The following is a 12877-nucleotide window of genomic DNA, read 5'->3' on the forward strand; positions in this document are numbered from 1 at the left end:
AGGTTCCCACCGTGCCCCACCCCCGTGCCGGCCAGCCCGCCGAGCCCGCCGATCTGGTCGACGTGCCCCGGCTGGTCACCGCCTACTACGCCGGTCACCCCGATCCGGGCGACCCGGCGCAGCAGGTCTCCTTCGGCACGTCCGGGCACCGCGGGTCGAGCCTGCGCAACGCCTTCAACGAGGACCACATCCTCGCCGTCACCCAGGCGCTCTGTGACTACCGGCGGGAGCAGGGCCTCGACGGCCCGCTCTTCCTGGCCCGCGACACCCACGCGCTCTCCGCCCCGGCCGAGGCCAGCGCGCTGGAGGTGCTCGCCGCCAACGACGTCACCGTGCTGGTGGACAGCCGCGACGGCTACACCCCCACCCCGGCGCTGTCGCACGCCGTGCTCACCCACAACCGGGGGCGCACCGCCGGGCTCGCCGACGGCATCGTGATCACGCCGTCGCACAACCCGCCGGACGACGGCGGCTTCAAGTACAACCCCACCCACGGCGGGCCCGCCGACAGCGACGTCACGAAGTGGATCCAGGACCGCGCAAACAGCATCCTCGCCGCCGGGCTCAAGGAGGTGAAGCGCATCCCGTACGCGCGGGCGCGCGCCGCCGACACCACCGGGGAGTACGACTTCCTCGCCCGCTACGTCGACGACCTGCCCGCCGTGCTGGACATCGCCGCCATCCGGGACGCCGGGGTGCGCATCGGCGCCGACCCGATGGGCGGGGCAAGCGTGGCGTACTGGGGCGAGATCGCCGAACGGCACCGCCTCGACCTCACGGTGATCAACCCGACGGTCGACCCGACCTGGCGGTTCATGACCCTCGACGGCGACGGCAAGATCCGGATGGACTGCTCCTCGCCGAACGCCATGGCCTCGCTGATCGCGGCCCGCGACCGGTTCCAGATCTCCACCGGCAACGACGCCGACGCCGACCGGCACGGCATCGTGACGCCCGACGGCGGCCTCATGAACCCCAACCACTACCTGGCCGTGGCCATCGGCCACCTGTTCCGCACCCGGGAACAGTGGGGGCCGGCGGCGGCCGTCGGCAAGACCCTGGTCTCCTCCTCCATGATCGACCGGGTCGCCGCCGACCTGGGCCGCCCCCTGCTGGAGGTGCCGGTCGGCTTCAAGTGGTTCGTGCCCGGCCTCCTGGACGGGGCGGTCGGCTTCGGCGGCGAGGAGAGCGCCGGCGCGTCCTTCCTGCGCCGCGACGGCGGCACCTGGACCACCGACAAGGACGGCATCCTGCTCTGCCTGCTCGCCTCGGAGATCGTGGCCACCACCGGGAAGACGCCGAGCGAGCACTGGGCCGAGCTGGCCGAGCGCTTCGGCGCGCCCGCGTACGCCCGGATCGACGCACCGGCCAGCCGCGAGGAGAAGGCGGTGCTGGCCAAGCTGTCGCCCGAGCAGGTGACCGCCACCGAGCTGGCCGGCGAGCCGATCACCGCCACCCTGACCACGGCACCGGGCAACGGGGCGCCGATCGGCGGGCTCAAGGTGACCACGGAGTCCGGCTGGTTCGCCGCCCGGCCGTCCGGCACCGAGGACGTCTACAAGATCTACGCCGAGTCGTTCCAGGGCCCGGAGCACCTCACCCGGATCCAGGAGGAGGCGAAGGCGCTGGTCTCCGACGTGCTCGGGCGCGCCTGACCCGGCCCGGTCAGCAGGGTGGTTCCAGCTCCCGCTGGTCGCGTTCGCGCCGCAGCTCCTCGGGCAGCAGCTCGCGAAGCTGGTCGGGCAGGAAGGGCAGGTCCAGCAGGCTCAGCTTCAACTGGTTGCGCTCCTGGTAGCGCTGCGGGTCGAAGCGGACCACCCGGCCGGCGTCCCGCCGGTAGCGGATCTCCACCGCCCCCTCGGTCGCCGCCTCCTTGATCACCAGCCCGTCCATCTCGACGGCGACCGCCGCCGAGTGCGGCTGAAGGTCCAGCCGGATGCTCTCCCCCGGGGCGAGCACCACCGCCCGGGAGATGCCCGCCATCGGCGCCGACGGGGTCACCACCACGGCGTCCGCCGCCGGCGAGATCAGCGGCCCGCCCGCCGCGTAGCTGTACGCGGTCGAACCGGTCGGCGTGCTCACCACCAGCGCGTCGCAGCGGTAGTAGCCGTACCGCTGGCCGTCCACGGCCAGCGTGGCGGTGACGAACCCGGAGCCGGGCTGCCGGACCAGCGCGATGTCGTTGAAGGCCACCACGTCGTCGCCGCACACGTCACAGGCGAGGCAGGCGTGCGACTCGACCGTGAAGTCCTTCGCCAGCAGGCGGTTCAGCGCGTCCGGCAGGTCCGGTGGCTCGACCTCCACCAGGAACCCGAGCCGGCCCAGGTGCACGCCGAGCACCGGCTTCGGGTCGCGCACCGCCAGGCGCAGCGCGCCCAGCATGGTGCCGTCGCCGCCGATGCTGATGAGGGCGTCGGCGCGGTCGGCCAGCTCGTCGGCCGGGACCGGCTCGACGCAGGACGGCACCCGGTGCTCGTCCTCCGCCCGGATCAGCAGCGTCTTGCGGTGGCGCGACGCCCACCGCTCGATGATCCCGACCACCTCGGAGACGTCCCGGGTGGGGTGCAGCACCAGACCCAGTCCCGCCACCCGTACAGCTCACCACATCCGGGGCGGGTCGGCGGGGCGTACGGGCAGGCACGCCGGCAGGGGACCACCGCCGGCGTGCCCGCCCCGCGCTCAGCCGCGCGGCCGGCCGGTGAGGTGGGTCAGCGACCGGGCGACGAGGTCGTCCCGGGCCGCCGGGGCCAGCCCCTCCAGACCGAAGCCGAGGTAGACGCTGTCGGCGGTGACCACCGCCGAGCCCTCCTCGAACGCCTGTTCACTGCGCGTCCAGTCGTTCGCCCCGGGGCCCGAGTCGGCCGGCGGCCCGGCCACCGTCCAGCCGCCCAGGTCGGGCGTCTCGAACGAGGTCTCCGAGACCACCGACCCGTTCGCGGTCACCCGGGCGTCGTCCAGGAACACACCGAGGCCCTGGGTGCCCCAGTCCGAGACGGACGAGATCGCGATCTCGACCGTCTTGCCGGCGTACCCGGACAGGTCGACGGCGAACTCCTGCCACCCGCCGGACGACCCGGTGGCCGCGTGCCAGCTCCCGGTGGTGCCCGTCGGGGAGCAGTCCGCGCCCTGGTAGTGGGCGAGGAACGGGTGCAGCTCGTCCACCCAGCCCGAGGCGCAGCTCTCCCCGGTGACCGGGCGGGTGTGCCCGTTGGTGTCCGGCAGGGTGGTCCAGTCGTCGCTGCCCACCTCGTGCGCCTCGACGATCAGGAAGTCCCAGTTCTCCTCGATGTCGTACGAGGTGGCGAACCGCAGCTCCGCGCTGGTGGCCGCGGTCAGGTCCACGGTGCGGGTGAGCCGCTTGTACGCCTCGTCGGCCCGGCCGCTGTACACGTACCAGTCCCCCGTGCGCGGGTCGTACGGCGCCGCGCCCGGCCGGGCCCAGTCCACGGCCGCGGAGCTGGCGAACTGCGGGAACCGGTCCGGCGGCAGGAAGCTCGACGTGCTCAGGAACGAGGCGGTGTGGTCCTGGTTGCCGGCCGACCCGGGCGCGTTCAGGCTCCCCGTGAACCCGGTGAACGCGCCGGCCGAGCCGCGCACCGGGTACGGGTGGCCGGCCGGGTCGGTGCCCCCGTCGCCGAGGTAGTTGTAGGCCCCCAGCCAGTACTGCTGGAAGTCGTTGAGCAGCGGGAGGCAGGCCACGTCGTCCGGGTCCAGGCACTCCGGCGGGGCGCCCGGCCGGTAGACGTACCCGCCGTCGTCGCCCTGGGCGAACAGCGCGTACTTGCCGCTGACCAGGACCTTGCCGCCCTCGTTGAGGTAGTCCCGGACGGCCAGTTCCGTGGTGAGCGCCGCCTCGGCCGTGGTGCCGGCGACCTGCCCGGGGGAGCGGAGCACGACGTCGTCGCCGGTCTCCCAGACCACCGCCCGGTAGTGCGAGAGCACGCCCAGCGGGTGCGGCGCCTTCCGGCCCATCGCGTCGAAGTCGTACACGTCGGCGCGGTGCCCGGCCTTCTCCGCGGCGGCGGCGATGCCGGCCGCGTACTTCGCCGTGGTGGCATCCTGCGCCGGGCTGAGCCCGGTCACGTCCTCCACCGCCAGGACCAGCACGTCACCGCCGATGTCCGGGTGCACCCGGTAGGTGAAGTGGGCGCTGGCCACCGGGCCCGTGCGCGGCTTCACCCCGGTGAACCACACCTCCACCCGGTCGCCGGGCTTCGTGCCGGTGACCGTGCCCCGCAGCTCGGCGTAGTAGCGGTCGTTCGTGTCGCCGTACCGCTCGCCGCCGCGCCACTCGCGGACCTTCGTGGTCTTCGGTCGGCCGCCGTTGACCGTGAAGTGCATCCGCACGTCCTTCAGGGCGCGCCGGGTGATCGAAGCGACCTGCTGCGTCCGCCCGTACGAGGTGTCGAACGCGTCCACCACGAAGTCCGGTGTGCTCCGGCCGACCACCGAGGCGGGGTCGTCCGGGTCGGTCGCGGACTTCGCCACGGCCAGGGCGAACGGCAGGTTCTTCGCCACCTCCGCCGAGATCAGCTTCTCGTCGTCGGGGAAGACGAAGCCGCTGACACAGTCCTCGGGGCGCCACTGGTCGTCCGGGTCGGACGCGGCGGCCGTCTGGCAGGTGGACATCTCCGGGGTGAAGCCGAGCGTGCCGTAGCGGACCTGGGCGTGCGAGTCGGTGTCGCCGTTGGTGGTGTACAGCTCGGCGGAGATGTCCGGGTCGTAGCCGGGCACCGCCGGGTGGGCGTCGTCGCCGGCCATCGCCTCGTAGATCACGTCGTCCGGGGTGGGGGTGCTCACCTGCCAGCCGACGCCGTAGAGCAGCAGTTGCGCGGCCGAGTGGTAGTTGACGAAGAACTCGAAGCCGACCCGGCGGAACAGCCCGTCCAGCGCCGTCGTCTCCGGCTCCGAGTTGGGCCTGGCGCCCCGGTAGGTGTCGCTGGGCGGCTCCGGCGACGAGCCCTCGTCGTCGTACCCCCACTTGTAGGCGAAGTTGCGGTTGAGGTCGACGCCGTCCGCCCCGGTGATCCGGCCGTCGCCGTCGTTGTCCCGCAGGTTCTTGCGCCACAGCCGGTTGCCCGGGGTGAACGTGTGGTCGTAGCCGTCCGGGTTGGCCACCGGCAGGAACCACAGCTCGGTGGTGTTCAGCAGCCGGGTGATCTGCGCGTCGGCGCCGTAGTTGTCCAGCACATGGTGCAGCAGCCGGCGGGTCATCTCCGGCGTGATCCACTCACGGGCGTGCTGGGTGCTCGCGTAGAGCACCGCCGGCCGCTTCCCGTCCGGCAGCGTGCGCGCGCCACGGGTGACCTTCACGGCGAGGATCGGCTGGCCCTGCACCGTACGCCCGATGGTCTCCACCTTCGCCAGCCCGGGATACCGGGCCGCGGTGGCGGTCAGCTCGTCCCGGATGCCGCCCGGCTCGCTGTACGACCGGAACGCCGTCCAGCCGGCCGCGGCCTGCTCCCGCAGCGCCTGGGACGCCGGCTTGCCGCGGACCTTCTTGACCGTCAGCGGCACACCCTGGCTGGCGAGCCGGGCGGCCGTCCGCCGGGTGAGCACGGTCTCGATCGTGGTGGCCCCGGACGGATCGGCGGACCGGTGGTCCTCGTCCAGGTCGACCCCGACCGCCCGCAGCTTCTCCAGCTGCCCGGCGTCGACCGTGCCGACGTAGACCTCCAGCCCGTCACGGCCGCCCGGGTCAGACGGTGGCCGCGCACTGGCCGGAGCGGTCAGCGCCATCGCGCCGACCAGGGTGAACACGCCGGCGATCGCCAGCCGTGTCGGTCTCATCGCGCCTCCTTCGTGGAAGGACATCAGGCGCGAGCCTCGCGCTGCTCGGCACACATGTCAATGCCTCAATACACTCGCCCCCTGCTACCGCACGTGCTCGGCGGGCGACGGGGCGTCGCGGGATGCGAGGCGGCCCGCCCCGGTGTCGGGGCGGGCCGCGCGCCGGGTCAGTGGGACAGCTCGACGTCGAGCGGCCGGTCGTCCGCCGGGTCGAACGCCCGGTCGCACAGCTGGGCGAGGTGTGCGGTGACCTTCTGCGGGTCGTCGAACGGATCGAGCGCGGCCACCTCGACGGGGTCCAGCACGGGCACCGGCACGTGGGAGATCAGCGGATGCAGCGGCCGGACATCGACCTCGCCGGTGCCGAGCAGGTCCTCGTGCAGCTTCTCGCCCGGACGGAGCCCGGTGAAAACGATCGGGGTGGGATTCTGGGCCCGGTCGATCATCTCCCGTGCGAGGTCCTGGATGCGGACCGGCTCGCCCATGTCCAGCACGAGCGCCTCACCGTCGCGGCCGATGGCGGCGGCCTGGAGGACCAGCTGCACCGCCTCCTGGACGGTCATCAGGTAGCGGGTCACGTCGGGATGGGTGACGGTCACCGGCAGTCCTGCCTCGATCTGCCGCTGGAAGGCCGTCACCACCGACCCACGGCTGCTCAGCACGTTGCCGAAGCGCACGCTCAGGAACGTGCCGGGGTGGTTCGCGCCGGCGTACGCCGTCAACCGCTCGGTGATCCGCTTCGAGTAGCCGAGCACGCTGATCGGGTCGGCGGCCTTGTCGGTGGAGATGTTGACGAACCGGGCGACGTCCCGGCAGGCGTCGAGCACGGTCAGCGTGCCCCACACGTTCGTCTTGACCGCCTCGCCCGGGTGCCGCTCGAGGAGCGTGAGGTGCTTGAGCGCCGCCGCGTGGAAGACGATTTCCGGCCGCCGCTCCTGGAAGATCCGGCGGATCGCCTCGTCGTCGCGCAGGTCGGCGAGGATCAGATCGGGACTGTCGAGCAGCGCCCGGCCGGCGAGGGACATCTGCAGGGCGTGCAGCGCCGACTCGTCCCGGTCCAGCATCATGAGCTCGCCCGGATCGGCCCGCATGATCTGCCGGCAGAGCTCCGAACCGATCGACCCACCCGCGCCGGTGACCAGGATCCGGCGTCCCCGGAGCCCGTCGTGGTCCAGCGTCAGGTCGCCGACCACCTGCCGCCGGCCGAGCAGGTCGCTGATCTGGAGGTCCCGCACGTCGTTCACGGTGATCCGGTGGTTGACCAGCTCGCGAACCGGAGGGACCACCTTGAACGCGGCGCCGGTGGCCAGGGTGGCCTCCCGGATCTGCCGGACGAGGTCGGCGTCGGCGTTGGCCACCGAGAGGATGAGGGTGGTCGCGCCGGTCCGGCGCACCGCGTCCGCCACGTCGTACCGGCCGCCGAGCACCCGCACCCCGTGGATGCGCAGGTCCCGCTTGTCCGGGTCGTCGTCCAGCAGGCCCACCGGCAGGTAGGCGCTGGCCGGGTCGCTCACCATCGAGCGCAGCAGGCCCTCGCCCGCCGAACCGGCGCCGAAGAGCAGCACCTTCTGGGCGTCGGCGGCCCGGGGGCGCAGCGCGCGGTCCCGCTGCTGCCGGTAGACGCTGCGGGTGCCGAACATGAGCAGCAGGGCCAGCGCCGCCCCGAGGACCGGCGTGCTGGCCGGAACTGGACGCTCAGGGAGCGGGGCGAGCGCGAGCAGCAGCACGGCCGCCGTCACGGCGGTGGTCGCGGCTAGGCCCCGGATCTCAGCGAGGCTGCCGAGGGGGTGTCGCCCCGCGTAGCGCCGCCGTACGACCGTGCCCCCCAGGTGCAGTGCGGCGGCGGCGGCGGCGACCGCGACCGCCTGGGCGAGCTGCGCCGCTGTCAGGTCGAACTCGTATCGGGCCCATACGGCCACCACACACCCGCCGAGCCACGCCGCCGTGTCGGCGACCAGGAGCTGGACGGCTCTGCGCCGTCTACCGGCCTGGCCTGCGTTCTCGGCAGTGGTTGTCTCCCGCGGCATCTGTTCTCCCCTGTTGATCACCCGCGTCCGGGCCGCCCAAGGGGCGGCCTCTTGTCCTTCCTTGCTTACCGGTACGGGGTAGGTTTTGTCAGGGTTTCATATTCAAAGGGCTATTCGGCGTGTATGCGAAGGTCGTTCGTCGGGACCGCAGCCCCTCGATATGTCAACTCCGTACCCTCGCGAAGGTTCCGTTCGTTGGGCAGCAAGGTATGGCGCGGGGGACGAACGGGAGAGTCAGTTGCACGTCGTGATCATGGCGGGTGGTGCGGGGGTACGGCTGCGTCCGTACACCTCGACCCTGCCCAAGCCGCTGGTACCCATCGGGGAGAGCTACGCGATCCTCGAGATCGTTCTGCGCCAGCTCGCCGCCCGCCGGTTCACGCACGTCACCCTGGCCATCAACCACCTGGGTTCGTTGATCCGGGCCTTCGTCGGCGACGGCTCCCGGTTCGGCCTCGCCGTGGACTACGTCGAGGAGCAACAGCCGCTGTCCACCATCGGCCCGCTCTTCGGGATCCGGGAACGGCTGCCGGAACACTTCCTCGTGATGAACGGTGACGTCCTGACCGACCTCGACTACGCGGATCTGCTGGCGAGCCACGCACGCTCCGGTGCGCCGCTGACGGTCGCCACCTACCGGCGGAGCGTGAAGATCGACTTCGGTGTCCTGGAGTTGGCGGGGGACAAGGTGACCTCGTTCTCCGAGAAGCCCGTCCTCCACTACCGGGTCAGCATGGGCGTCTACGGGCTTTCGCGAAGCACCATCGCCCGCTATCCGGTGGGACAGCCCTTCGGGTTCGACCAACTCGTCCTGGACCTGCTGGGCAGGGGTGAGCCGCCGGCCGGCTACGAGTTCGACGGCTACTGGCTCGACATCGGCCGCCCAGAGGACTACGACGAGGCGAACCGGTGCTTCGCCGATGTCCGGGACATGCTCCTGCCGGCCGGCACGCCGGCGCCGGTATGACGCGGGTACTGCTTCTCGGCGCCTCGGGATTCATCGGCACCCACGTCCGTCGAGAACTCGAAATCGGGATGGACCTCGTGTGTCCCTCCCGGGCCGAGTGTGACCTCGCCACCTCGGCGCGCGAGAAGCTGCGGGCGGTGGTTGACGCCGTACGGCCCGACGCGGTCGTGTGCTGCGCGGGAGCGGTGACCGGCACGACCGAGGAATTGGTGCTGTCGAACACGCTGGCCGCCGCGAAACTGGTGGACGCCGTCGCGGTCGCCGCGCCCGGGGCGCGGCTGGTCCGCCTCGGCTCGGCAGCCGAATACGGCCCGGTGCGGTTCGGAGCTTCGGTCAGCGAGGAGACGGTACCGGCGCCGGTCAGCGACTACGGCGTGAGCCAGGCGGCCGCGACCCGGCTCACCGCCCTGGCGGCCCGGGCCGGGCTCGTGGATGCCGTCGTGCTGCGCGTGTTCAATCCCATCGGCCCCGGCCTGCCCCCGACGACCCTGCTGGGTCGGGCGGCGGCGCTGCTCGCGCGGCTCGCCCCGGGCGATGACCTGCGCACGGGCCCGCTGGACGCCCACCGTGACTTCGTCGACGTGCGTGACGTGGCGACGGCCGTCCGGAAGGCCGTGACGGTGCGCGCTCCCGCGGCCCGTGTACTGAACGTCGGAAGCGGGCGGGCCCTGCCCGTGCGAGCCGCCGTGCGCGTGCTGGTCGAGGAGGCGGGCGCGACGGTCCGGATCCGCGAGGACAACTCGCCGTCCCCGCGATCGGCGCAGGTGGGCTGGATGCGGGCCGACCTTACGCGGGTGACCTCGGTGCTGGGGTGGTTGCCCCGGCACGACCTGAACGACTCGGTCCGGGCGATCTGGCAAGCGGCGGCGCCGGATCCAGCGGCGTCCTATTGATCCATGCCGAGCGGTCCCGGCGCGGGACCGCACACGGCTGGACCGGCACAGTGGAGGAGCAGAGAACATGACGGCACACACGCCCGCGGAAGCGGTGGCGGTGACCGGAGCCGGCGGCTTCATCGGGTCCCACCTGGTGGAGGCCCTCGTCAGCGCCGGCCACCGGGTGCGCGCCTTCGTGCACTACAACGGTGCCGGCTCGCACGGCTGGCTGGACACCTTCGGCCCCGACCAGCTCGCGGGGGTCGAGGTGATCGCCGGGGACATCCGGGACCGGGGGATGGTCCAACGGCTGGTCGACGGCGTGTCCGTCGTCTACCACCTCGCCGCACTGGGCGGGATCCCGTACTCGTACCTGGCACCTCAGTCCTACGTGGACACCAACATCACCGGCACGCTGAACGTGTTGGAGAGCGCACGGGTGGCAGGGGTCCGCCGGGTGGTGGTGACCTCCACCAGCGAGGTGTACGGAACAGCCACCACCGTGCCGATGACCGAGACACACCGGCTGCGGGGCCAGTCCCCATACGCGGCCTCGAAGATCGGGGCGGACAAGCTGGCCGAGAGCTACCACCTCAGCTTCGGCCTGCCGGTGGTCACGCTCCGGCCGTTCAACACCTACGGACCGCGGCAGTCCACCCGCGCCGTCATCCCGACCATCATCAGCCAGCTCGCCAAGGGGGACGGCATGGTCGAGCTTGGCGCCCTGCGGACCACCCGCGACCTGCTCTACGTGGCCGACACCGTGGCGGCGTTCCAAGCGGTCGGCACCGCATCGGACGCCGAGGTCGTGGGCCGGGTGTTCCAGGCGGCGACGGGGCGGGAGACCGCCATCGGGGACCTGGTGCGCCGGATCGCCGCCATGTTCGGCGCCCAACCGGAGGTGGTCGTCACGGACTCCCGGCTCCGCCCGGCGGAGTCCGAGGTGGAACGCCTGGTCGGCGACGCCGGTCTGCTGCGGGCGCACACCGGCTGGCAGCCGGTGACCGGCATCGACGATGGGCTGAAGGCGACCGTGGAGTGGTTCCTCGACCCCGCCAACCTCGCCCGCTACCGCACGGATCGGGCGGTCTGATCGATCCAGGTTTCTGGCCCGCCGAGCAACCCGCTGTACCCCCGCGGGTAACCGACCCGATCACTAATCGTTCTCCCCATGAACCTGCCCGATCCCCCTTGGGACACCCGCGACGGCCCGTCCCCCCATCCCCATGCAGGAAAGGACGGCCCAGCAAGGCCATGACCCATACCTCGACCAGGGCGGGCGGGCGGCACCACGCCACAACCAGCACCTCCGTGCCACAGCCAGCCCTCAAATCCACCGCCAGCGCAGGCGCTCCTGACATCCGGCGCGCGTCCCTCGTCCTGCTCCCGGCTCTCGGTTCCCTCGGCATGTTCGCCACCCCGAGCCTCACGCCGGGCCTGTTTCCGAACTTCTACTGGCTGCTCGTCGCCCTCGCGTTCCTGCCGGCGATGACCCTGCTGGCCCGGTGGCCGCCCCGGAAGGCAGCCACCCCCGCTGCGCTGCTCGTCCTCGCCCTCGCCTGGGTGTGGTGGGCTCCCCTCACCGTCCTGTGGGCCCCCGACCAGGGCGCCGCCGGCCAGAAGGTGTGGTTCATGTCCCTCGCCATCGGCGGGGCGGTGTGCCTCGTAGGCCTCAGCGGCGGGCACCCCGACAACCTTCACTCGATGAGACGCGGCTGGGTCGCGGGGTTCTGCGTCACCTCCGCGGTCGCGATCTGGGAGCTCGCCACCCGCCAGCACGTCGTCGACGGGCCGTGGAGCCTCACCGGCGACTACCTCGTCACCAGCACCTTCTACAACCCGAACAACTACGCCGGTTACCTGCTCGCCTGCCTGCCGTACCTGGTGTGGAGCGCCATCGCCTCCCGATCGGCAGCGGCCCGCTACGTGCACGTCCCGCTGTTGATGCTGTGGTTCGTCCTTGCCGTTGCCACGCAGAGCCGCACCGTGCTGCTAGGCGGCCTGCTCGCCCTGCCGCTGGTGTTGTTCTGGCTGGTCCGCGCCGCCCAACTGCGGGCACGTCCGTTCACGATCTCTGCCATTCACATCGCCATCGCCGTCGGGATCGCCCTGTGGGCGTTCGCCGGGACCGGGCCGGGCCAGCAGCTCATCGCCGACTACAAGTCACCGTTCATCGCCGACCCGGACACCGTCTACTCCGACGACGCGCGCCTCAACCTGACTCGCGTCGCATGGCGGATCTTCATCGAATCCCACGGCATCGGTCGCGGCGCTGCCGCGTTCGAGTCGATCGCCTCCCAGGAGCGGGTCCTGGAGGTGGGTGGGCTCGTGGACGCCCACAACAGCCTGCTGGAGTTGGCCGCCGAGTTCGGACTACCCCTGCTCCTGCCGCTGCTGGCGGTGCTCGTCGTTGCCTGCCGGACCGCGCTGTTCGTCCGCGTCCCCCCGGCGGCGCGCGGAGGGGCGTTCGACCTGCGGATGGTGATCCTGCTCAGCGTGATCGGCTCCGGTGCGACCAGCCTCGCCAGCAGTTCCGTACTCACCTGGCCGTGGTGGTGGTTGATGCTCGGGCAGATCGCCGCCCTGGGCTGGCTGCTGCACCGCCACGCCGCCGAGGTGTCCCAAACCCCGTCGCGGCGGTGACGGTGCCGGGCATTCCGTCGCGGATTCGTGGCCTCGGGTTCTACCGTCACGTCTCCCACCTGGCAGCCGGCACCGCCGTGTCACAGGTCGTCGCCGTCGCCGCATCGATCCTGCTGGCCCGGTTCTACTCGCCGCGCGAGTTCGGTGAGTTCTCGGTGCTCCTCGCGACGGCCATGATCGTGGCGACGGCGGCGACGCTGCGGCTGGAAATGGCGGTGCCGTTGGCCGGCGACGATCGGGAGGCGGACGCTGTCGCGTCGGCCGCCGTCGCCGCCGTGACGGCGGTGGCAGGGCTCGGGCTGGTCGGTGTCGCCGTGTACGCGTCCCTGCCCACAACCAGCGTAGGCATCGTGCCGTGGCTGATCCCCCCGGCGGTGGCGGTGACCGGCGCCGCCGCCGTCGGCCGGATGGTGCAGTCCCGGCGGAACCGGTTCACCGTCGTCGCCCGGTCGACCGTCTCGTCGTCGCTGGTGCAGGGCGCAGGTCAGGTCGCCGGGGGGCTGCTGGGGTGGGGGGCGATCGGTTTGGCCGGCGGATACCTCGCCGGGCGAGTCTGGTGCGGCGCTCTGCTACTC

At 72.1% G+C, this 12877-nt stretch carries 9 protein-coding genes; 6 read left to right on the plus strand and 3 right to left on the minus strand.

Annotated features, from left to right (window positions below; all coding sequences use genetic code 11):
• Window positions 1–11 precede the first annotated feature (11 nt).
• Window positions 12–1655 carry a phosphoglucomutase (alpha-D-glucose-1,6-bisphosphate-dependent) gene (pgm, locus tag F8274_RS25850; protein WP_151464967.1) on the plus strand — a complete coding sequence of 548 codons (1644 nt, stop codon included), beginning with the start codon at window positions 12–14 and terminating at the stop codon, window positions 1653–1655.
• Window positions 1656–1665: 10 nt separating this feature from the next.
• On the opposite strand, the gene F8274_RS25855 is transcribed toward pgm, so the two are convergent.
• From F8274_RS25855 to F8274_RS25865, 3 genes are all read right to left on the minus strand, one after another.
• Window positions 1666–2589: an NAD(+)/NADH kinase gene (locus F8274_RS25855; protein WP_151464968.1), complete on the minus strand. Its 924-nt coding sequence runs from the start codon at window positions 2587–2589 to the stop codon at window positions 1666–1668.
• A 90-nt stretch (window positions 2590–2679) separates the two neighbouring features.
• Window positions 2680–5790, minus strand: a complete 3111-nt coding sequence (locus F8274_RS25860; protein WP_151464969.1) for a M14 family metallopeptidase — start codon at window positions 5788–5790, stop codon at window positions 2680–2682.
• Between the two features lie 167 nt (window positions 5791–5957).
• Entirely contained in the window at window positions 5958–7817 is a 1860-nt protein-coding gene (locus F8274_RS25865; RefSeq protein ID WP_151464970.1) for a nucleoside-diphosphate sugar epimerase/dehydratase, read from the minus strand.
• A 247-nt stretch (window positions 7818–8064) separates the two neighbouring features.
• Between F8274_RS25865 and F8274_RS25870 the strand changes: the two genes are divergently transcribed.
• The 5 genes from F8274_RS25870 to F8274_RS25890 all read left to right on the plus strand — a co-directional run.
• The gene (locus tag F8274_RS25870; RefSeq protein WP_225853982.1) at window positions 8065–8784 is read left to right on the plus strand and encodes a sugar phosphate nucleotidyltransferase; all 720 of its coding nucleotides are present in this window, start codon (window positions 8065–8067) and stop codon (window positions 8782–8784) included.
• Entirely contained in the window at window positions 8781–9677 is an 897-nt protein-coding gene (locus F8274_RS25875; RefSeq protein WP_151464972.1) for an NAD(P)-dependent oxidoreductase, read from the plus strand. The genes F8274_RS25870 and F8274_RS25875 overlap by 4 nt, the downstream gene beginning before the upstream one ends.
• A gap of 67 nt (window positions 9678–9744) precedes the next feature.
• A complete protein-coding gene (locus F8274_RS25880) occupies window positions 9745–10752 on the plus strand; it encodes an SDR family NAD(P)-dependent oxidoreductase (protein ID WP_151464973.1) in 1008 nt (335 codons plus the stop codon).
• Between the two features lie 314 nt (window positions 10753–11066).
• Entirely contained in the window at window positions 11067–12302 is a 1236-nt protein-coding gene (locus tag F8274_RS25885; RefSeq protein WP_192579990.1) for an O-antigen ligase family protein, read from the plus strand.
• Window positions 12299–12877: hypothetical protein (locus tag F8274_RS25890; protein ID WP_225853981.1), on the plus strand; the 579-nt coding region annotated here is incomplete at its 3' end. The genes F8274_RS25885 and F8274_RS25890, both read left to right, overlap by 4 nt.

Source organism: Micromonospora sp. AMSO31t (assembly GCF_008868175.1).
GTDB lineage: Bacteria > Actinomycetota > Actinomycetes > Mycobacteriales > Micromonosporaceae > Micromonospora.

Excerpts from the sequence above, each read along its gene's own strand:
- F8274_RS25860 (WP_151464969.1), bottom strand. The coding sequence starts at position 5,790 with ATGAGACCGACACGGCTGGCGATCGCCGGCGTGTTCACCCTGGTCGGC.
- F8274_RS25865 (WP_151464970.1), bottom strand. The coding sequence starts at position 7,817 with ATGCCGCGGGAGACAACCACTGCCGAGAACGCAGGCCAGGCCGGTAGA.
- F8274_RS25875 (WP_151464972.1), top strand. The coding sequence starts at position 8,781 with ATGACGCGGGTACTGCTTCTCGGCGCCTCGGGATTCATCGGCACCCAC.
- F8274_RS25880 (WP_151464973.1), top strand. The coding sequence starts at position 9,745 with ATGACGGCACACACGCCCGCGGAAGCGGTGGCGGTGACCGGAGCCGGC.
- F8274_RS25885 (WP_192579990.1), top strand. The coding sequence starts at position 11,067 with ATGTTCGCCACCCCGAGCCTCACGCCGGGCCTGTTTCCGAACTTCTAC.